This is a genomic window from Desulfobacter postgatei 2ac9 (assembly GCF_000233695.2).
Classification (GTDB): domain Bacteria; phylum Desulfobacterota; class Desulfobacteria; order Desulfobacterales; family Desulfobacteraceae; genus Desulfobacter; species Desulfobacter postgatei.
Genome location: NZ_CM001488.1, coordinates 360,681 through 382,130, shown reverse-complemented (window position 1 = coordinate 382,130; position 21,450 = coordinate 360,681). Strand labels below are relative to the sequence as shown.

Below are 21,450 nucleotides of genomic sequence, written 5' to 3'. Positions count from 1 at the left end.
CGCTGTCAATGATGCAAGGGGCTAACATGAACATCACCGGTGAAATCCGGTGTATGTTCGTTGTTGAAATCTGTATTGATTCTTAGGATACTGTTCTTAGATGAAAACATCTGCGTATTTTTGTTCAATTGCTTGGATTTCACTATCAGTCAGCTTTTTGAATTCTTTTTCTCGTGCTCGTTTTGATAGTTTTCCACCATTTTGGACAAGAAAACGTATAAGCAAATCAACAAGCTTGTCTGGCATATCAATATAGTTTTTGATAAATTCGTTGAGAAAATCATATTTTCTCAAGTATTCAACCTCATCGGGAAGCGTTTTATTTACAGTTTCCTCAACGCATTCAAAGAAGAACTCAGCCTGTTTTGTTGCATCAAAATAACGATACAAATTTATAGTCTCGTTTAAAACCTCAACATTATTTTTGTCTGTAGGCCTCCATTCGATCAAATTAAGCCGTGGCTTTGAATAATGCTCCAATATTTTTCTATATTCTTCTATCCTTTCTAGAATAATTGCTGATACTGGGAAAATTAATCCTTTTGAAACAAAATCGTTTTCAGCCAGTACATGATGAAATAAATAACGATGAATCCGACCATTACCATCTTCAAACGGGTGAATAAAAATAAAACCAAAGGCAAGGATAGTTGCCAATAAAATTGTATCAAAATCGTCTTCACGAAGCAGATTGTATGTTTCTATAAGGCCCGACAATAGAATGTCCAGATCCTCCGAGCGCGCAGAAATGTGGTCCGGTAGAGGCATTCCTATGCTACGGTCATGTTCTCCGACAAAACCGCCTTCTTTACGCAATCCTAATTTTATAAATCGATTATCTGGAATAACTATTTGTTGTAAATATTCCAGTTCTGAAATACTGAGTTTGCGTTGTCCTGCTTCACCTATTGCCTTTCCCCATCGTTCTATACGATTATGCGGAGGCTTTTCCCCCTCAATAGTGTAAGAGGCTTTAGAGTCTTTAAGCAACAGGAAAGAAGCTGCCCGGCTTAAAAGATCGGGGTGAGTGCGACCGATATGTTTTATAGATACTTCTGAAAGATTCTTAGCAATATATTGTTCAAGCTTTTCTGTTTTTCTGATTAGGGGGCAAAAATTGTGTGTCCCCGGTAAATTATTGCGAACCCGATGGCGCTTGGATGGAAATGATTTTCCTTCGTATTGTAGCTTGCTATTAACGAGAAAAACAAAATTCCCAGCCCGAGCATCTTCAATATCAAGTTGTTCTTCACGTAACCATTCCCACAAAAACCATAACCGACGGCTATAGCTTCCGGTCGGTTCCGAGCAGATAATTTCTTGAATTTCTTTGGCCTCAATCGTTTGAAACAAGGCATTGAGGATAGCCAGATCAAGGCCCTCATATTTAAGCGCAAATGTCAAATGTCCAAAAAGTGTACCTTCCGGTTTATGACGTGGTGTAAAAATGTGCCAGCGCCCATGATTGTATTTTTTATGTTTCGGACCTATAGCGCAGAGATAATCAGGAAGAGGTACTTTCAAATCATAAGCTGAAATAAGGGTTGAATATCCAGCCAAATAGCTTTCTTCTTCCAATGCAGGAAAGCCGTGAAAAACAGTTAAACATCCTGAATTTTGATTAAAATTTACCATTCTTATGAATTCTCGTTTTATTTGTTTGATTTACAATGGCATGAAAAACGATTATTGTCTATGAATTTTGATTAAAAAATTAGAGTTATATGAAAAACAATTCAATCAATAACTCCAAGAATTTCAATTTCAGGACTCTTGATTTAGGAAATGCCCCTTTAAACATTTAAGTTGAGCGGCACGCTCTCGACAGCAATCATGCCTCCTGAAGAGTTCATGAGCGTGTCCGCTCCAACTTACAGGTTACATTAGCCGGGTTTTTGCCTTGATTGCCCCTTCCTTGGTGAAAAGTAAATCACGGCTCCATATCATTTTTTGGTTTACCTTGTAATTTGTAGCGATTATCGCCGAGACGTTCAATCCGTGTCCTCTCTGGTTGTATATTTCAGGCAAAATTTACCCGTAGTTTGTTTATTCAAGACAGCTTTTTCTCAATTTGCCCGCAATACATGCCTCCATGTATTGCGATGGTCATGATTATCCCTTTCAATCCAATGGATCACTGTCAGGTAGAATCTGGTAATCTGGGTAGAGTAGAGCACTGATTCGGCCGGTTTCTTCAGCCCTTTTTATATTCGAGACGCCTTGCCGCACGCGGCTACTACGTGTTCCAAAGGCCTTGCATCCTCAATGCTCCCTCATCAAACCGTGCATACGGTTCTCCCGTACACGGCTTTCCGATGTTCTTCACTGTAAGGCTTGCGCCCTTTTCCACTTTGCGTAAGTTGGGATTCCAACTTTTGCACAAATTTGATTTCCCCTCCATCCTTCTCTATGGACTTAAAGCTGACACCATCTATTCCAGGTGCACCTTTGTTTGCCCGGGCAAGGCGATAGGCATGACCAAGGATGTCAGCCCGGTAGACCTTGTCATATAAAGAATAGAAACGAAAATCCGGTTCCTGCTTGGCCTTACAATAGAGCTTCCTCTGAAGCGTCCTGATCCTATCCGGAGTTAGTAGCATATTGCAATCTCCTGATCCTCCGCTCGTTAGTTACGTGAACAAAGTAGGGTCCCTTTCCTTGGCCGGGGTTATGTTGTCCCTCAGCCTCAATCGGTACTATGAACCCCTCCGACTCCCAATACAGCCCCATGGAATTTCGGATCTCCTTATATCCATCAGTTAACGGCCCTTCACCGTAACCGCATTGGGTCTCCCGCACTGCACTGCAATTCTTCCGATACATGCCATCCCTGCTACCCCGGAAGATCACCTGAAAGGATTTCCGTTTTCTACTCCCAGGCACTACGGCCTTCCCTTGATGTCCAAAAGGTCGGCATCTTCAATTAGTTGACGAGGCTACATATAGGTTCACTTTCGTTACGGCCTGCATCTTTGCCCATAAGAAACTTACAACCTCTGGTTACCCAGACGCTGCTTCCCGGTGCTAAGAAGGCGTACGGACAATTCCTCCTTCAGGACTTTAACCTGTTAGAACTACAGTTGTTACGGCATACGGACATCTTACTTAATTAACTGGGATTATGTAAGATGTCCCCAGAATTCCCTTGCGGTTTATTAGGAATTTGAAAATGTATGGTTTTTAAATTCCTGAATTCCTTGTAGTCGTCATCACAAAGATCTTCTCTAATTGCAGAAAAAAGCTTGTTAAAGTCAGCCTCTCCTTGCGAAACATCCCTTCCTGATGCGATGTGATTAACAAGCTCGACCACAGCTTGAGAGGCATATAACGGAAGCCTATTAACCTCAATACAAAACTTCTGATTCTCTTCAAAATCATATCCTGAAGGTGAATTGCCAGCGGCCAACTTTCTGCTGAAATGCTCAAGAAACCGGTTATAAAATTCTCTCTTAAGGTTTCTGGCTTCTGTTTGTCGCTGCTTGCGGCCCTCATTCAATGCCGTTAGCTGTGCGATGAAAACCGATCCTACTATGGTAGTTGCTGCTGTGATTGCACCAATCAAAGCAATAACAACATTGTCTGATACGCTATCTTTAGATGCCATTTGCTCTAGCACAACCCACAAAAGGACCGTGAGCACTAAAATTAGCGCCACAGAAACGAACCAGTTTATCGATTTATGCATCGCCCCTCCCTTTTCCAACAACTAACGCATTGCTCACCAGAGAGGGCCGCTTTTTGGCCCGAATCTGGTGCAGCAAAATGTTATGCGATATCTACTTGGTTTCATGGTGATTCTGTAAGCTTGCTGATATCGATTTCTTTCTGCTCAAGCCCTGCCATATGTAATGCAATTTGTGCCTGAGCAACCGACTTGATCTTTTTGTCCTCTATTGAAGCGAGAAGCTTTTGTGCCATGCTCATTTGACTATCCTTGCGTAATCGATCATAAAGATCTGTCGCTCTCTGGCGGGTTTGTTCCGCTTGCCGAAAGAATAGTGCTGCTACGGCGTCGATAACAAGGCCGGGCAGTATTTTAACTAAAGAAGACAATTGGTCAAGACCAGCGGAAGCGGCTACCAAAAGGATATAACCAAAGCCGACTGTAGCAGCCATTATGCTAAACCAGAATTGAACTTTTGCTTGGGAGAGGGCCTGGTGGTGGTACCCTGTTACAAGATCCTGTATAAAGTCTGAACCTTCTTTTGTAATCTGATTAATTACAACATCCCCTCCGATCCGAAACTGACTTGCAAGTTTTTCGGCAATGTCGATTGGAGTAGCCCCTGCGGGGGCTTTTTCAGCTATGCTGGCGATTACCTTTGCTTTAGCTTCTTCTGCTTTGGCTTCAACCGCTGCCAACACATCCTCAATGTTCTTTCTTTCCTGTTGTTTGCGACGAGAAAACCTCTCATTGAGAATATTTAATATTACCGCAATAGCTGCTGTAATAATACCGCTCGCAAATGTAAATATTAGTTCTATTCCCATTCTATTACATTTTCATGCATAATCGCGGTGCTGACCGGCGCCGTGCGCCGGTCAAGCAAACGCAGTTTGATTGATCGGTGTGCGGTGTCCGGTCCAGTACCTTGTTCTAGCGCCAGAGGTGCCGGGACAAGGTTCTGGACGCAGTCAGCACCGCGATTCTCGGCGGCGCAGCCGCCGAGAACAAGTCGATCTGTGGTTTCCGTTTATCTTTCATGTCCACCTATCTACCGGGATAACATTCGAAAAGTAAGAATAACCAGATCTGAAGAAATTGCTCAGATACGCCATAAAATTGAAACAGAAAATGTGTGGTTCTGTATATTACTAACGCTTAATCTCCAAAGGCTTTTTTCGTATACCCTTTGGGAATAGAGAATACGTTGGAAGGCGCTTTACCTTCTTTAAATTCCAAAAGCGCTACCGAGGATTTCATCTCCTGTCCCATCATATTCATAGTAGACTCATTTAGAACCTGAACACCCTTTATTTTTTTCATTTCATGCACGATTTTATCAAGCGATTGTTCCATACCCGGCTGATTTGCGAGTATTGATGCGCTAAATTTGGCATAAACATCCGCATCTACGTTGATATCCGTTGTTGCCCAAATTACGGATGTATTTGTTCCCATCCCCATTTCCATGGTCTGGATATATTTTTGGCAATGGTAACCGTTGATTTGCTTTTTCTCCCCGGTTGGCTCTACAGATATTTTAATATCCATCATTTTGCCCATGAGTTGTTTTAAGCCTGCCATCTCTTCAGCATCCATTTTTTCACCCGACGCTTCAGCCATTTTCTCGTAATTCATGTTCATTTCAGTATAGGTTTTGCCAAGGTGGTCAAGCATGATCATGCTGCCGTCTTCTTTTATTAGAATCCCCTTATCACCTGTTTGGGTCCACATTGCGCTGTCGGAAATCCACGATTCTGTTTCAACTTCCTGGGCAGGTTGTTCCTGGCCCATCATGGAAAATGCCTCTGTTCGTTGCTTTTGCTTGAGATAGATATCAGCCAAAGCAAACTGTTGCGATAATAATATCACTAAACACATAACGGCACACAGCAATAGCCCCTTTTTCATATTCCCTCCCTTGGAATTCGGTGTTTTCTGCAGCGCTTATCTTATAAAGTTTAGCAGAACCAGATCTGCATAAATGGTAAAAAAAATAAATTAGCACTATCTGAACAAGCTTGCAAATTTTTTCAATTTTATCGGCGAGTAACCGTGGTTTTACATGTGATTGACATAATTTATTCACTTGATTTATTCAATCGATTGAAATAATTTCATTGCTGGTTCGGAACAAGGGCCTCGTGTTTCCAGAATCATCCTGCGCGAGCAGATGTTCCCAAGTCCTGCCTATGACACTATTTTTGAAGGGTTTCTGAAACCTGTGCTCAATGCGTTGTCCACCCTGATCATGGCGGCATCCGGGGAATGCGACCCCAGGCAGGCAACCTTCAAAGCCATGACGCTCATGGGCCAGGTGGTGATTTTCCGGGTGGCCCGGGAGACCATTGTCCGGGGGCTTGACCTTGAAGGATATTCCCCGGAAGAACTGGAAGAGATCCGCAGGGTGCTTGTGGCCAATGCCCTGGCAATCACTGCAACGCCAAGCGAATAGAGTACAAGGAAATAATCATGAAAAAAAAAGTATTCCCTGTCATCATACTGATCCTCGCGGCAGCCGGTGCTTACATCTATTGGCAGGATCAGAATAAAAAACAGAATGAAAATGTCGGCACCTTCAAAATATACGGCACCATTGATATACGCGACGCATCCCTTGCCTTTACCGAGCAGGAACGGATTGAAACGGTGCTGGTCGAAGAGGGTATGCGTGTAAAAAAAGGGCAGGTGCTGGCAAAACTTCGCACCGCAAAGCTTGATGCCGCCATCAGGGAGCTGCAGGCCCGGATTGCGGCCCAGAAGGAGACCGTAGCCAAACTGGAAGCAGGCAACCGTTCCCAGGAGATCGACCAGGCCCGGTCTGAAGTGCAGGCTGCCAGGGCCCGGGTGGAAAATGTCTCCCGCACCGCACAACGCCTCCAGGCCACCTCCCGGTCCGGGGCCACCAGCATCCAGAACTATGATGATGCAAAAGCCCAGCTGAAAGTTGACCAAGCCCAGTTATCAGCAAGGCAAAAAGCATTGGACCTGCTCATTGAAGGCCCGCGCAAAGAGGATATCGCCGCAGCGCGCCATCAGCTTGATGCGCTGGGGGCAAGCCTTGACCAGCTTCAGGTGCGCTTCTCCGATATGACCCTGACCGCCCCTGCCGACGGGATCATCCAGTCCAGAATACTTGAACAGGGGGAACTTGCAGGTCCTTCCAAGCCCGCTTTTGTCCTGGCGCTTTGCGATCCCAAATGGGTTCGGGCATACATCCCCGAGCCCATGCTGGGAAAAATCAACCTGGGCATGACCGCCCAAATTTTTACGGACTCTTTACCCGACCAGCCCCTGGACGGATGGGTGGGCTTTATTTCACCCGTGGCGGAATTTACCCCCCGGGCCGTGGCCACTGAAGATTTGCGCACCCAGCTGGTATACGAAACCCGGGTTTTTGTCAAAGACCCAAAAGATATTCTTCGTCTGGGCACCCCTGTGACCGTTGCCATTAATGACAATCAGATCCTAACCCGGCCCAATGCTCCGGCAGAGCCTGCTGACTGATCCCGGGAATCGGCGGTATAGCATATGAACAGCACAGTAAGCAGCGTAAGCAGCACAAGCGTGGCATTATCAACAAAAGACACGGACGTTGAAAACGCGCCCCTGATGCATGCAAACTGCGTATGCAAAATCTTTGACAACGCAGGCGGTAAAAAAATCACGGCCCTGGATGCGATCAGTCTTAAAATTTTCCAGGGCCGGGTGACCGGCCTTGTGGGCGCGGACGGTGCGGGAAAAACCACTCTTATCCGCATTGCCGCAGGGCTTCTGGTACCCACTGCAGGACAAATGACCCTGCTGGGACTGGACAGCGTGGACCACAGCCTGGAAATCCAGAGCCGCGTGGGGTATATGCCCCAGAAGTTCGGCCTGTACCAGGACCTGACCGTAATCGAAAACCTAAGACTTTATGCAGACCTCCAGGGGGTTGCGTTAAAAGCGCGGCATGACCGCTTTGACAAGCTGCTGGCCATGACCGATCTGGCCCCGTATACCAGAAGACGCGCAGGTGCCCTTTCCGGCGGCATGAAACAAAAATTAGGCCTGGCCTGCGCCCTGGTGAAATCCCCTGAACTGCTCCTTCTGGATGAGCCCACCGTGGGGGTGGATCCGGTCTCCCGGCGGGAACTTTGGAAAATCGTCTATGAACTGGTGGAAAAGGAGAGGATCGGGGTTCTGGTCTCCACAGCCTACCTGGATGAGGCGCAACGCTGCGACCAGGTTAAGGTGCTTCACCAGGGTCGGCTTTTGGACCAGGGCAGTCCGGACAAATTTACAGCCGGGATGCAGGGCCGGGTATTCCTGGCCGCCCCGGATGAACAGATGCGGGCCAGACAGATTTACACCCGGCTGGCCGGACAGGAAGGCATTGCAGACGCCACCATAAGGTCCGGACGGGTGCGGGTGGTGCTTGACAGTTCGTCACTCCCGGAAAACGGCAACACCCAGGACGCTGGAAAGCAGAAAATTGCAACCCTGCTCAAGCGGGATGCCGGCACAATAACAACAGCAACCCCGTCCTTTGAAGATGCGTTTATGGCCCTGATCCCAAGGGGCGATGCCCAGCTTCACAGACCTGTACCGGATCAGAAAAAGCCATGGATCCCGGAACCGTCATCCGGGGATGATGCGGCAGTAATAACAAATAATCTATGCAAAAAATTTGGTGATTTTACGGCGGTTTCCGACCTCACCCTTGATGTCCGCCGGGGTGAAATCTTTGGATTGCTGGGTCCCAACGGCGCCGGTAAAAGTACCACATTCCGTATGCTGTGCGGACTTTTACCCGCCACATCCGGGGAGATCCGGGTGGCGGGCCGAAACCTGCGGCGATCCCGTGCCAAAGCCAGGGCACGCCTGGGATATATGGCCCAGCAATTTTCACTTTACGGCCAGCTCAGTGTGGAGGAGAACTTTAAATTTTTCGGCAGGGCATACGGTCTTTCCGGCAGCTGGCTCAAAGACCGTATGGCCTGGGCTTATACCGAATTCGGACTGGGCGTCTGGCGGGATAAACCGGCCGGAACTCTTCCCGGCGGGTACAAACAGCGTCTTTCCATGGCCACAGCCCTGCTCCACGAACCGGACATCCTGTTTCTGGATGAGCCCACGTCAGGGGTGGATCCCTTTGCCCGGCGGGAGTTCTGGCTGCGCATCAACGGGTTTGCCGAACAGGGGGTGACCGTTATCGTGACCACCCATTTTATGGAAGAGGCGGAATACTGCGACCGCATGGTGATCATCAGCCGGGGCAAAACCCTTGCCATGGGCACACCGGGGGAAATCCGCAGCCTGGCCGGAACACCGGAAAACCCGGAACCCACCATGGATGATGCCTTTATCGTTCTTTCCGAGGGGGACCGGTCATGACCCGATTTTTCATGCGCCTTTTCGGGGTGCTGCGCAAGGAAACCCTCCAGATCTTAAGGGACCCAAGCTCCATCATCCTGGCCCTGATCATGCCCATGGTTTTGCTGATAATTTTCGGATATGGGGTGAGCCTGGATGCCGAACATGTGCCCATGGTGCTTGTCAATCATGACAAAGGTCCCATGTCCCGGGAGCTTGCGGCACGCTTTGCCGGTTCCGCCAATTTCAAAATAAGGACTGCAGAGAGCATGGCCCAGGCGCAATCCCTTGTGCTGGCACGCAAGGCCGAAGGTATTATCCTGTTACAAAATAATTTCACGGCGATTCTTGAAGGCGCAGCTGAAGGAACGGGTACAGGATACAGGGCCCCGGTCCAGTTGATCATCAACGGCACCGACGCCAACCGCGCCCGGCTCATTGAAGGCTATATGAAAACCATTGGTGCCAAATGGGCATCCATACGGGTGGCCCGGGGGCAAACCGCCGTGGTTCCCCTGGTCTCCATATCCCAGCGCATCTGGTTCAACGAGGCTGCCATCAGTCGACACTTTCTGATTCCAGGCTTGATCACCTTGATCATGACGCTCATCGGCATCCTTCTGACGGCCCTGGTCATTGCCCGGGAATGGGAGCGTGGCACCATGGAAGCCATGCTGGTAACGCCCCTGCGCAAGGTGGAGATCCTGTTGGGAAAGATTGTGCCCTATTATTTGCTGGGCATGTTCGGCATGGTCATGTCCGTGGTGGTGGGCACAACCCTTTTCGGAGTGCCTTTCCGGGGTTCCGTGGGTGCGCTTGTGGGGTTAAGTTCCCTGTTCATGCTCACCTGCCTTGGGTTCGGGCTTTTTCTTTCCGCGGCCATTCGCATCCAGTTTGTGGCGGCCCAGATCTCCATTGTGGCCGGTTATTTACCGGCATTTTTTCTCTCCGGCCTGATATTTGATCTTGAATCCACACCGAAATTCATCCAGATCATCAGCTATATTTTCCCGGCCCGGTATTTTGTCACCATCGCCCATACCCTGTTTGCCGCAGGAGATATCTGGTCGGTGCTGCTGCCCAATGCCCTGGTGCTGGCATTCATGGCTTTTTTGTTTCTGGGACTGGCTTTTCGCAAAATATCAAAGAGATTGGAGTAATCATGAAGACCCTCAGACGCCTGACCGCCCTGATATTAAAGGAACTTCTCACCATCATGAAGGATCCAAAAAGCCGGTTTGTGGTGATTGCGCCGCCCATTATACAGTTCTTTATCTTCAGCTATGCCGCCACCTTTGACCTGGAAAATGTCCGATATGCCGTGTTTGACGAATGCCGGTCCGTGCTGTCCCGGTCATTTCTGGCCGATGTTGAAGGCACAGGACGGTTCAGGCTCGCAGCGCATCTTGAAAATGCCGGACAAGTCGAAGAGACCATTGACGATGAAAAAGCCCGGCTGGTGATCCATATCGGGTCTCAATTTGAGGAAAATCTGCGATCCGGACGATCTGTAGAGATCCAGATCATTGCCGACGGCAGGAGCCCCAATGTGGCCATGATTGCCATTGGGTACCTTGGCACCATTGTGGAAAATTTTAATAAAGCCCTTTTAGAACAAGGCATAACCCAAGGCAGCGGGCCTGGGCTGGCCCTGGTGGAACGGGCCTGGTTCAACGAAAACCTGAGCAGCCGGTGGTTCATGGTCTCAGCGCTTGGCGGGGTGATCAGCACGGTGGTGGTGATGATCCTCACCAGCCTCTCCGTTGCCAGGGAGCGGGAGTTCGGCACCTTTGACCAGCTTCTGGTGGCCCCGTTCAGTCCGGTGGAAATCCTGGTGGGCAAATCCATACCCGGCATTCTCTTTGGCATGCTGGACGCCCTGATCTTTGCCGGCGGCGCAGTACTCTGGTTTCACATTCCCTTCCGGGGAACGATCAGCGCCCTTATGGTTTCCCTTTTATGCTTTATCATCACCATCGTGGGCGTCGGCCTGCTGGTGTCGTCTTTGTCCACCACCATGCAGCAGGGGCTTTTAGGCGCATTTTTGTTCCTGATGCCTGCGATTACGTTGTCAGGACTTGCCACGCCCGTGGAAAACATGCCCATGTGGCTTCAGCAGGCAGACATGCTCAATCCGGTATGCCACATCATCACAGCCCTTCGCAGGATCTTTCTTGAGGGTGCGGATCTTACGATGATCTGGCCTCAAATCTGGCCGTTACTGATCATGGCGAGCATCACCCTGCCCCTGGCAGCCTGGTTGTTCAGACGTCGATCAGTATAATGGTTTTATGGTATTTTCATCCTTTTAATGCCTTAATTCGTTTGATATCCACGGATTTTCCGAGCATCATGAGCATATCACTGTCTTTGATCACAAATTCAGGGGGCGGCACCAAAACAAAATTTTCAGGAACCAATTCTTTAATGGCGATAATATAAACATTGAACTTTGCCCGCAGGTTGATCTCCTTCAAGGTTTTTCCGATAAATTCTGCCGGCGGTTCTATGTGTACAAGATCAAATCCTTCAGAAAGAGGAATGAAATCCATAATATTCGGTCGGGATAAACTCTGGGAAATCCGCAATGCCACATCCCTTTCCGGATGAATGATTTTAGTGGCACCCACTTTTTTAAGTATTTTGGCGTGATCATCATCCAGGGCTTTTGCCAAAATTTGCTTGACCCCCATCTCGTGCAGATGGAGGCATATCAGTATACTGACGCTGATCTTGGTGCCGGTGGATACAATCACGCCGTCCATGGTTTCCAGGCCAAGGGCTTTTAATTTTTCCTTGTCCGTGGCCTCCATGAGGATCGCTTCGGTGCAATGCGCATCCACGGCCTGCACGCGGTTCTTATCCATATCCACGGCAATAACTTCATTACCGTCCTCGTATAAAGCTTTGGCCGCATAAAATCCAAAATTCCCTAACCCTATCACTGTGAATCGTTTCATTGTATCTCCTGTTTATCCGATCATCATATTCTCTTCGGCCCGTTCAAAACCATTTGTCGGATTGGTCCCGATGATGATGTATGAGAAGGTTAAAATCCCTACCCTGCCGATAATCATGGTTATAACAATCCAGAATTTTCCCCATACACTTAAATCCGCCGTAACCCCGAGAGAGAGTCCGACGGTTCCAAAGGCAGATACCACTTCGAAGAGATAAGGCAGAAATTCTCCGCCAAGGCTTCGCCCGGTGATAGCCCCTTCTGAAAGAATCATGAACAATACCATGCCGATGATTCCAACCGAGACTATAATCAGGGTTGAGGCGCGGCGAACGGTTTCATCCGGAATGCTTTTTTTAAACAGATTCACCCGTTGCATCCGCTTGATCCGGGTGATGGTTGTGGCGGTCAGCAATGCCAGGGTGGTTGTTTTCACGCCGCCCCCGCAGGACCCTGGTGAGGCCCCGAAGAACATCAGGACCAGCATCATGGCGATGGTTGCTTCGTTGAGTGCAGAAATATCAACGGTATTGAATCCGGCCGTCCGGCAGGTAATGGATTGAAACAGGGCAACCAGGAATTGGTATGCCGGGGATTTGCCATCCAGAATCCCCTGTCGTTCAAGGATGAATAACCAAACCGTACCACCAACGATCAGAATGGCCGTGGTCAACAATACGATCCTGGTCTGCACCGAAAATCGGAACCGTTTTTTCTTTCTGAGCTTTATCCAGTTTTTAAATTCATACAATACCGAAAAACCGATGCCGCCGGTCACGATAAGCATACAGATGGTAAAATTTAGAAGATAACTGTCACCGAAGGTAGAAAGACTGTCCGGGAACAGGGAAAAACCGGCATTGCAAAAGGCAGATATGGCATGGAAGAGAGCAGTATAGACGGCTTCATGAACCGGCATTGTCCGGCTCCAGTAAATCGCTAAAAGAACGGCGCCGGCAGTTTCGATGCAAAAAGTCATATAGATAATGTTTTTGACGATTTTGAAAATATCATCCTGGGGCGTGTGCAAAAACATATCCTGTACCGCCATCCGCTGATGATAGAAGGTTTTCCTGCCGATTATCCGGAAGAGGAGTACTGAGAGCGTCATGACCCCCAGCCCCCCCATCTGGATGAGAACGAGAATAATGATTTGGCCGAAAAGGGTGAACCGGGTTCCGGTATCCACCACAGCCAGTCCGGTAACGCAGACCGCCGAGGTCGAGGTAAATAAGGCGTCTATGACTTGCAGCGGAGCGCTCTTCGAAGAAACCGGCAGGCTCAATAAAAGTGTGCCGATCAGAATGAGCGCAAGAAAGCTGATCAGAATCAGTGCCGCCGGATGCAGTTTCAACAGCTTGCGTCGTAGGGTCATGATACCACCTTGGGGTTCTTGTAATATTCAATCACCTCTTTGTGCCCCTGGATATCTCTGCTGTTAAAAAAGATGACAATCAGATCCGGATGGTTTGATGTCGCCTGGCTCAAGCAGCTTAAAGGGCTGACGGATATCTCACAGAAGCCCCGGCTTTGAGGCATCTGATCCGGGAGGAGCGAGCAGATCAATATTTTTTTTAAGAGGGCATCCACCATGTTTTGCGCAGCCAGGATGCTTCTGTAATTCTCACTCAGGATTGCATCCGAGGCGTTGCCCAGGGAGACGAGATTGGCGACTGACCATGCGACCACAAGTCCCATGAGGGTAAAGGCCACACCGTACCCGGTCAGAATTTTCTTTTTTAATGTCATATCAGCCATCATTTTGAGTAAAAGCAATTGATGCATCCCTCCTGATTTTTAATCGATACCCATCTATGTCGGGACTATAACCCCGGAACTGAGCAAAAAGAATGCCTTGATGTTTTTTTACTTTATTTACAAGATGTTGGCTTTATTTCAGCGCGAATTTAAAATTATTCAATTCAAAACCCTTGAATTTTGCAATAAAACCGCATTGCACTTTGCACGAGTCTTTAAGTCTGATCTCTTGAATACCTGATTAAAAACCTTATTAAGACCTTCAAAAAAAACAGGGAATGAAAATTATATGGGAGGTAACCTTTTTTGAATCAGTCAAGCTGATATTTTTTTCTTTTTCGCCACAACGTTGCAGGATCAATCCCCAGTATTTTAGCCGCTTCGTCAAGGGATACCGTGTTCATAATGACTTTCCGGATATGCTGTTTTTCAATTTCATCCAGACATTCCAATCCTTCATGCGTATTCTGGTCCGGATTATAGTTTAATATACCGGGGGATAGATCCTTGTCTATGAGCACTTTACCCGTCGCTGTAATTACGGCCCGCTCAATGGTATTGGCAAGCTCCCTGACATTGCCCGGCCAGGGATAAGCCTGCAATCTCTCCAGTGCAGACTGGTCCATACTTCGGATCGTTTTGCCGTTTACCCGGCAAGATTTTTTCAATAGCATTTCAGACAGCAGCTTTATATCCTCCGGACGTTCCCTGAGCGGCGGCAGAAAAAGCTCCATCACATTGAGACGAAAGTAAAGATCCTTTCTGAACACACCATCCTCGACCATAGCCTCCAGATCTCTGTTGGTTGCAGCAATGATACGAACATTCACAGATCTTGGCTTCGGGTCTCCGATACATTCATACTTATGCTCCTGAATAAAACGGAGCAGTTTTCCCTGAATCGATTTCGGGATTTCAGACACCTCGTCAAGAAAGACAGTCCCCCCGTCCGCAAGCTTGAGTTTACCAAGCTTATCCTTGACCGCTCCGGTAAAGGCCCCCCTAACATGGCCGAAAAGATCACTCTCCAGCAGATTTTCCTGAAAGGCCGCACAGTCCACCACGACAAATGGTTTTTCCGATCGGGGGCTCCAGTCATGAATGAGCCTGGCCAGAAGGCTTTTACCGGTTCCACTCTCACCGCCGATGAGTATGGTGGCATCAGAATCCGAAACCTGTCCTGCTGTTTTAAGAATTTTCAGAAGCCTTGAATTGCGGGTTATAAATCCACCTTCGGAGAAGAGACCCTTGAGGGAAGCAATTTCGTTTTCCATTTGGCTGAACCGCTTGATTTTCTCCAGCACAAGATCCAACTGTCCCGGAACAAAAGGTTTGGGCAAATAGTCAAATGCCCCCATTTTCACTGCACTCACAGCGGTTTCTATACTGGCATACGCCGTAATCATCAGCACCTGGGTTTTGATTCCGCTTTCAATAATTTCCTGGAGAACATCCAGGCCGTTCTTGTCGGGCAGTTTCAGATCCAGCAGAATTAAATCAGGAAGCTGGCTCTTGGCACACGCAAGCCCTTTCTCTGCCGTTTCTGCGCTGAAGACCTTAAAATGATTCTCTTCAAAATAAATCTCCAGTGTCGTCATAATATTGGAATCATCGTCAATGATCAGGACTTTATTCATCTGTATTCTCCTTAATGCTGCCGGGTATCCAGAATGTAAAAACCGTTCCTTCACCCACCCGGCTTTTCACCTTGATATCCCCGCCGTGCTGGTCAATGATGTCTTTTACAATGGCCAGGCCCAGACCGACGGTGCCGCTTTTCCCCCGTTCTGAAAACTGGGTGAACCGGTCAAAAATGTGCGGAAGATATTCAGGCTTTATTCCTTCCCCTGTATCGGAACATTGGAAATAGCATCGTTGACCCTGCCGGTAGGCCCTGAAAATTATGATCGCTCCTTTTGAGGTATACCTCAACGCATTTCCAATCAAATTTGTTATGACCCAGGGGAATCGAAAGGAGTCAATGGTGACGTCAGGCAAATTATCCGGGATATCCAGATGAATTGAAATCCCTTTTTTCTCAGCCTGTTTTACCAAGGGGGCGACAGATTCGGTAATCACCATTTTAATATTCAGGGTCTCTTTAGGGCGGGGTTGGGACATGGTTTCAAGGCGGGAAACATCCACCAGCTCATTAATCAGAGTCGCCAGTCTCGAACAATCGTCAAAGGCGGTATCATAGAGCTTTTTTTGTTTTTCAGGAATTAACTTTTCCCCTCGGCTATGCAGCAACCCCAGACTCATGCTTAATGATGTCATAGGTGTTTTCAACTGATGGGAGATATCAGCAATGAATCTGACTTTTGCCTCTTCGCTCTGTCGTACCTTTTCTTTTTCTGCAGCAATAATATTATCCCGGTGATTGTCATAGTGTGAAATCCTTTGGAAAAGTTGATTAAACGCTCCTGCAAGGACACCGATTTCATCATCGGCTTTTATAGCCATATCGGGATAGTCGCCACTTCCTTCTTTGATTTTAGATAGTTGATCGGCCAATTTAATCATCGGCATTACGATTCTGTGTGAAAAAAAATAATTTAAACTCGATAGCGTTACAATAATAATTCCAAAAAATATCACGGCATTTCTCTGGGCCTGTGCTGCAAGGGTTCGGGTCTCTATTTCGGCCCGCTCCATAGCCTGCTCGTTCACTGAGACAAGCTCATCAATCGTCAGAATCATCTCTGCCGTAATGGCAAATATGTCGAAAATTTCCTGCTCATTCCATACTTTTGATTTTCTTTTGTCTAAGAGAGCGGCTGCTTTTTTATATTGAGAATAACGTTCAAGCAGTCGATCAATAAGTTCAAGTTCTCCCTTTTCCGTGATGTTGTCTCTGCAGATATCAAGCGCATCAGAAATTTTTTTTACAAGCCCCGGGGGTATATCCGCTAAACGCTCTGTCCTGTTAACCGGCGCAAGAAAAAGATTTCGTATCTCTTCTAATAATTTTCTGCTCTCCTGGGCTGCCTTGATGCTTTTGTAGTTTTTGGACAGAATTTGTTCTGCGCTTTCTCCCAGGATTGTTAGATATTGATGGTTGAAAAATGCGGCTGCGATCAGCGCAATGGTTGGCAAAAGGCTTACCAGAAAAATTTTGAATTTTATTGATCGCCTTGGGATATGTGATACCACTTTGTTCCATTCAAATTTTAGGTTGACCATTCTATTTGTGCCGTTAGTGTCATTTTGCGGTTATGAAATCAGGCCACTGCACTTACCGGCCATTATTGTGGCGGTAAAATCAGCGTTTGAAAATCTGCCAGTTGCTGGGCATTGCCCATGACCGCAATTAATTCCCCTGGTTTGAACTGATAATCCGCAACCGGATTGGGTTGCAGCACGCCGTCATGCATCACACCAACCACGGATATGCCGGTCTTGGTACGAAGCTCCAACTCTTTGATTGTCCGGCCAATCACAGGGCTGTCGGCCACCAGTTTTACCCAGTTAAATTCCAATAAATCACATGCTTTCTGCAGTTGAGACAGAGTTTTACCCCCCTGGCTGATCTTGAAAAGCGGTGCATACAGCTCCCTGCGAAAAGAATCGGTATATTTCTGGATATCCGTGGGCGGAATATTTAAATAGAGCAGGGCCTGGCGGGTAAATTGCAGTCCGGCCTCAAATTCGGGCTGAACCACTTCCTGGATGCCCTGGTCATGCAGGGCCTGCATCTGATCTATCCCTTCAGCCCTTGCCACAATATTTACCGTGGGGTTTAAAAGGCGAATCTGATGGCAGGCGGGACCGGTTACATCAATCCTGGGTGTGGTAATGAGTACAAGATTGGCCTCTTTTACGCTGCCGGCTTCGAGAACAACATCCCGGGTCACATCCCCGTAAATAACCGGAAACCCCTTGCTCTTGACCTGGCTTACCCGCCGGTAATCGATCTCAATAATGACAAAGGGCTGGTCCAGGCGCTGGAGAACCTGGCCTATGTGAAATCCGATCCGCCCTCCGCCTGCAATGACCACATGGTTGCGCAAGCCTGTTTCAGGTAAATTGATGGTCTGTACCGGCTCTTTTTTAAACATTCGCTTTCGCAATCCGTACAATGGCGCGGTCAGTCCGGAAACAAGCGGTGTCAATAACATGGTTACAATTGCGGTTGCCAGTGTCAGAGAATAGAGATCGTTGGATATGGATTGGGTGCTGATACCGACCCGGGCCAAAACAAATGAAAACTCTCCCACCTGGAACATGCTTAACCCCAAAGCCAGCGGAATGACGTTGCCATACCCGAATAAGCGGCTCAATACGCTGAAAATAAGGCCCTTGCCTGCGGATACAAATAAAACCACAATCAGGATTGTCTGCCAGTGATTAACCAAAAAAATCGGATCCAGGAGCATGCCCACCGATACAAAAAAAAGCAAACCAAAAATATCACGCAGAGGAATAATATCGCTCAGTGCCTGGTGACCGTAATCAGATTCGCTAAGCACCATGCCGGCAACAAACGCACCAAAGGCAAAGGACAATCCAAATAAATAGGTGCCATATCCCACGCCCAGGCCAATTGCGGTGATTGCCAGCAAAAACAACTCCCTGCTATTGCGTCTTGCAATGTAGGCCAGTAATTTTGGAATGAGCCGTGTCCCGATAAAAATCATCAGAAACAGGAATGTCCCCGCCTTGACCGCTGCCCAGCCAAGCACGGGTAGCCCGGCTTCCGGTTGATTTAACTGGGGCAGAATAATCATCAAAGGAACAACTGCCAGATCCTGGATAATCAGCATGCCGATCATGACCCGGCTTGAAAGGGTGCCTATTCGGCCCTGGCTCATCAGTGTTTTAAGAATCACCATGGTACTGGATAAGGCAATGAGTCCGCCAAACCAGAGCGAATCGGTAAAAGGCCAGTTCAATATTGTACCGATGCCAAAACCAAGGAGAATTGACAATAGCATCTGTATCGGGGTGCCGATCAAAGCAATCCGGGCAACAGGTTTTAATTCCTTCAGTGAAAATTCCAGTCCCAGAGCAAAAAGCAGAAGCGCAACACCAATCTCGGCTAACAATTCAATATCATGGATATTCGAGACAGTGACACCCCCGGTAAACGGGCCAACCATGACGCCGATCACAATGTATCCCAAGATTAAAGGCTGTCTTAACCACTGGGCGACAAGGCCGCCAATTAAACCGGCCACAACAATAATGGCAATATCAGATGCTATACCCATTTGTATTTATACCTAAAAATAAATTGATAACTACCATAGACCCTAAACGATAAATTTGAAATAGTAGTAAAGTTTGGATTAGAATGCCACTGACTTTTTATTGACAAGGTGGTGCAAAATTGCAGGGAATTGTCTTTATCTACGAAGATAGCCGTTCGGCCAAACCTGTTTCAACACTTCGCAATTAGGCTCGGTCTTATTTCGGCGGGGCTTAAAGGCCTAAAAACGAAGCCGCATACCGGGTTGCGGTAAAGAGAATAATACCTGTGAGCATTAATTTGATCAGGTTGGCCGAAACATATTTCTGGCAGTAGGCACCCAGGTACATCCCTGCCATCCCGCCAATCCCGAACAAGAGGCCCAGGCCCCAGTCCGGGGCTACGGACATGGCCGGAAAAAAAGGGGCTATCAGCTGGTAAAAGGCAACCCCGGCAACTGAGGTAATAAAAGTTCCCATGAGTGTGGCTCCTGCCACAGTGTGAATGGGAAGCCTGAAAAATGTTACAAAAAACGGGGCAATGATCGATCCCCCGCCGATACCATACACGCCACCCACAATGCCCACGATTAAACTGAGGGTGAAAATACCCCAGAATGATATGTCAAACGCCTGGCCGTCAACGATGTAGCTGATGCGCTTCAGATTAAACCGGGAGGGGTCCGGACTTGTTAGACCGGTTGCAGAACGCGCCTGCGAATCAGCCGGTTGGGAAAAATGGGAGCCATCCATATTCTGAGCTTTCAATTCGCTTGTGGTGAGGGGAGGGATCTTTACATTGCTTTTTTTCATTAAGTCCCTTGCCATTTTAACCCCGAGATAAAACAGAACAGCAGATGCAAAGAGTTTAAACCGGAGTGGATCGGGCAGATATGCCACCCGCAGAATAGCCCCTATGAAGACACCCGGAAGGGTACCCAGGATCACCACCCAGGCCAGGGGCCATACCATTCGTCCCTCCCGCCAATACCGGAATACACCGCTGGGAATAGCTACAATATTAAACACGTGGTTGGTTGCGCTGACCGAAGGATTGACATATCCCAGAAATGACATTTGGAAGGGCAGCAGGAGAAAGGCCCCGGATATACCGCCCATGGAGGTGAAAAATGAAATCCCGAACGCCACTATCGGCGGAATCCAGGGCTGAACTTCAATACCGGCAGTATGAAAAACCATTTTACCTCCTTTTGATGGCCGTCAGCCAAAACTGATAACACGATAAATATTATTTTCGTGTCAATTTATAAATAAAAAAATTATTTGTCAAGAAAAGCCGCCTGTTTTTGTGCTCATTTGTGCTATAAAAATGGGGCACAAGGGTTACTTAAGAAGAAAAGAGAGCGTAGATGGATTCTAAAACAACCGCCTATTCCCCGTTACCAGCCCCCCAGTCACCCTCCCAGGGCGGCATGGACCAGGGACGCATTGTTTCGATCCCAGAGACAGGCACTTGCCTGGATTCGGTTCAACTTGACCGTCTGGAGAAGGCCTTCAGGGCATGGGCAGCCGAATCTCCCCGGTCAGATGTCCAATTGTCCCGCCGCCGCATCCTGGTCATCTTTTTGCTCATCCGGTACACGGGGGCAAAGTTAAATGAAATTCTGGCCCTCGACCCTCTCAAACGTATTGATTTCAATCGGCAGTTGGTGGATTTGGGAAATGAAGATCCGCAGACCCAGACAGAACCGAGAAATGTCACGATTTCAACCGCCCTTGCTTCTGAACTTGAACAGATGCTGAACGATCCGTCATTCAGGCGGTTTTTAGAAAAGCAATTCAATGTGGATCCCGGATTTGTTCGACGCAAATTTTACGAACGGGCCCAGGCTTTAGGCTTTCCCAAGAAGCTTGGCGGCCCGGAAATGATCCGGAAGGCAAGAGCTGTGGAGTTGATGCAGCGTAATATGCCCATGCCAGCCGTACAGACCATGCTGGGGCATTCAACCATGAATCTGACCAGCGCCTATGTCTCGTTTTCCAAAGATGACATTGCACAGGTCACAAAACTTTTCATCGAAAGGGAAGCGTCGCGTAAAACCAGTGCCCGCAATTCATTTTTCGGCAAAATCCAGGCGCTTCAGAAAGGAGATATCCAGACCCGGGTCACATTGACAACCGCCGGAGGTGACACCATTGAAGCAGTAATCACTAACAGCAGCGTGGAACGGCTTTCATTAAAAGAATCAAGATTGATTATGGCAGAAGTCAAAGCCCCGCTGGTGATCGTGTACAGCGGAGAAAAAGAGCCGGAATGTTCTGCCGAAAATAGGTTTTACGGCATGATCGAGCAGATCAATGCCGGACGGATTAATACGGAATATATCGTGCGTATCAAGGACGGAACAAGATTATGCGCTCTGGTGTCAACACAGGGCGCCCAATGGCTGGGCCTTGGTGTGGGCGATCCTGTCTGGGCAGCGTTCAGCTGCTTTTCCGTTGTGCTGAATGTGGATTGATAAAACCCAAACAGATATACGGGACAACAAAACTTTAATAACCAAGA

The 21,450-nt window shown here is 47.9% G+C and carries 18 protein-coding genes; 6 read left to right on the top strand and 12 right to left on the bottom strand.

Annotated features, from left to right (window positions below):
- Window positions 1-96: 96 nt before the first annotated feature.
- The 5 genes from DESPODRAFT_RS01850 to DESPODRAFT_RS01830 all read right to left on the bottom strand — a co-directional run bounded on the left by DESPODRAFT_RS01850 (window position 97) and on the right by DESPODRAFT_RS01830 (window position 5,575).
- The gene (locus tag DESPODRAFT_RS01850) at window positions 97-1,635 is read right to left on the bottom strand and encodes a Fic family protein (protein ID WP_004070917.1); all 1,539 of its coding nucleotides are present in this window, start codon (window positions 1,633-1,635) and stop codon (window positions 97-99) included.
- 641 nt (window positions 1,636-2,276) lie between these two features.
- Window positions 2,277-2,600, bottom strand: a complete 324-nt coding sequence (locus tag DESPODRAFT_RS20500; RefSeq protein WP_040015765.1) for a hypothetical protein — start codon at window positions 2,598-2,600, stop codon at window positions 2,277-2,279.
- A gap of 509 nt (window positions 2,601-3,109) precedes the next feature.
- Complete coding sequence (locus tag DESPODRAFT_RS01840) at window positions 3,110-3,685, bottom strand: hypothetical protein (RefSeq protein WP_004070915.1); 576 nt, start codon at window positions 3,683-3,685, stop codon at window positions 3,110-3,112.
- Window positions 3,686-3,786: 101 nt separating this feature from the next.
- On the bottom strand, window positions 3,787-4,491 hold the full coding sequence (locus DESPODRAFT_RS01835; RefSeq protein ID WP_004070913.1) for a TRADD-N-associated membrane domain-containing protein: 705 nt from the start codon (window positions 4,489-4,491) through the stop codon (window positions 3,787-3,789).
- Window positions 4,492-4,822: 331 nt separating this feature from the next.
- The gene (locus tag DESPODRAFT_RS01830; RefSeq protein WP_004070911.1) at window positions 4,823-5,575 is read right to left on the bottom strand and encodes a DUF4412 domain-containing protein; all 753 of its coding nucleotides are present in this window, start codon (window positions 5,573-5,575) and stop codon (window positions 4,823-4,825) included.
- 208 nt (window positions 5,576-5,783) lie between these two features.
- Between DESPODRAFT_RS01830 and DESPODRAFT_RS01825 the strand changes: the two genes are divergently transcribed.
- Genes DESPODRAFT_RS01825 through DESPODRAFT_RS01805 form a run of 5 tightly spaced genes read left to right on the top strand, consistent with a single transcriptional unit; the run spans window position 5,784 to window position 11,303 of the window.
- Window positions 5,784-6,119 carry a CerR family C-terminal domain-containing protein gene (locus DESPODRAFT_RS01825; RefSeq protein ID WP_083843532.1) on the top strand — a complete coding sequence of 112 codons (336 nt, stop codon included), beginning with the start codon at window positions 5,784-5,786 and terminating at the stop codon, window positions 6,117-6,119.
- 17 nt (window positions 6,120-6,136) lie between these two features.
- Entirely contained in the window at window positions 6,137-7,171 is a 1,035-nt protein-coding gene (locus tag DESPODRAFT_RS01820; RefSeq protein WP_004070909.1) for an HlyD family secretion protein, read from the top strand.
- Window positions 7,172-7,195: 24 nt separating this feature from the next.
- Window positions 7,196-9,040 carry an ATP-binding cassette domain-containing protein gene (locus tag DESPODRAFT_RS01815; RefSeq protein WP_004070907.1) on the top strand — a complete coding sequence of 615 codons (1,845 nt, stop codon included), beginning with the start codon at window positions 7,196-7,198 and terminating at the stop codon, window positions 9,038-9,040.
- A complete protein-coding gene (locus tag DESPODRAFT_RS01810; protein ID WP_004070905.1) occupies window positions 9,037-10,179 on the top strand; it encodes an ABC transporter permease in 1,143 nt (380 codons plus the stop codon). Before DESPODRAFT_RS01815 ends, DESPODRAFT_RS01810 begins: the two co-directional genes overlap by 4 nt.
- A 2-nt stretch (window positions 10,180-10,181) precedes the next feature.
- Window positions 10,182-11,303, top strand: coding sequence for an ABC transporter permease (locus DESPODRAFT_RS01805; RefSeq protein ID WP_004070904.1), 1,122 nt, complete (start codon window positions 10,182-10,184; stop codon window positions 11,301-11,303).
- A gap of 16 nt (window positions 11,304-11,319) precedes the next feature.
- On the opposite strand, the gene DESPODRAFT_RS01800 is transcribed toward DESPODRAFT_RS01805, so the two are convergent.
- The 7 genes from DESPODRAFT_RS01800 to DESPODRAFT_RS01770 all read right to left on the bottom strand — a co-directional run bounded on the left by DESPODRAFT_RS01800 (window position 11,320) and on the right by DESPODRAFT_RS01770 (window position 20,123).
- Entirely contained in the window at window positions 11,320-11,979 is a 660-nt protein-coding gene (locus DESPODRAFT_RS01800) for a potassium channel family protein (protein WP_004070902.1), read from the bottom strand.
- A gap of 12 nt (window positions 11,980-11,991) precedes the next feature.
- Window positions 11,992-13,353, bottom strand: coding sequence for a TrkH family potassium uptake protein (locus DESPODRAFT_RS01795; protein WP_004070901.1), 1,362 nt, complete (start codon window positions 13,351-13,353; stop codon window positions 11,992-11,994).
- Complete coding sequence (locus DESPODRAFT_RS20495) at window positions 13,350-13,754, bottom strand: CHASE3 domain-containing protein (RefSeq protein ID WP_004070899.1); 405 nt, start codon at window positions 13,752-13,754, stop codon at window positions 13,350-13,352. Before DESPODRAFT_RS20495 ends, DESPODRAFT_RS01795 begins: the two co-directional genes overlap by 4 nt.
- Window positions 13,755-14,047: 293 nt before the next feature.
- The gene (locus DESPODRAFT_RS01785; RefSeq protein WP_004070897.1) at window positions 14,048-15,373 is read right to left on the bottom strand and encodes a sigma-54-dependent transcriptional regulator; all 1,326 of its coding nucleotides are present in this window, start codon (window positions 15,371-15,373) and stop codon (window positions 14,048-14,050) included.
- A complete protein-coding gene (locus DESPODRAFT_RS01780) occupies window positions 15,366-16,919 on the bottom strand; it encodes a sensor histidine kinase (RefSeq protein WP_004070894.1) in 1,554 nt (517 codons plus the stop codon). The genes DESPODRAFT_RS01785 and DESPODRAFT_RS01780 overlap by 8 nt, the downstream gene beginning before the upstream one ends.
- Before the next feature lie 62 nt (window positions 16,920-16,981).
- A complete protein-coding gene (locus DESPODRAFT_RS01775; protein WP_004070892.1) occupies window positions 16,982-18,946 on the bottom strand; it encodes a monovalent cation:proton antiporter family protein in 1,965 nt (654 codons plus the stop codon).
- 211 nt (window positions 18,947-19,157) lie between these two features.
- The gene (locus tag DESPODRAFT_RS01770; RefSeq protein ID WP_004070890.1) at window positions 19,158-20,123 is read right to left on the bottom strand and encodes a sulfite exporter TauE/SafE family protein; all 966 of its coding nucleotides are present in this window, start codon (window positions 20,121-20,123) and stop codon (window positions 19,158-19,160) included.
- 170 nt (window positions 20,124-20,293) lie between these two features.
- Here DESPODRAFT_RS01770 and DESPODRAFT_RS01765 point away from each other — a divergent pair, with 170 nt between their 5' ends.
- Entirely contained in the window at window positions 20,294-21,403 is a 1,110-nt protein-coding gene (locus DESPODRAFT_RS01765) for a TOBE domain-containing protein (RefSeq protein WP_004070888.1), read from the top strand.
- Window positions 21,404-21,450 lie beyond the last annotated feature (47 nt).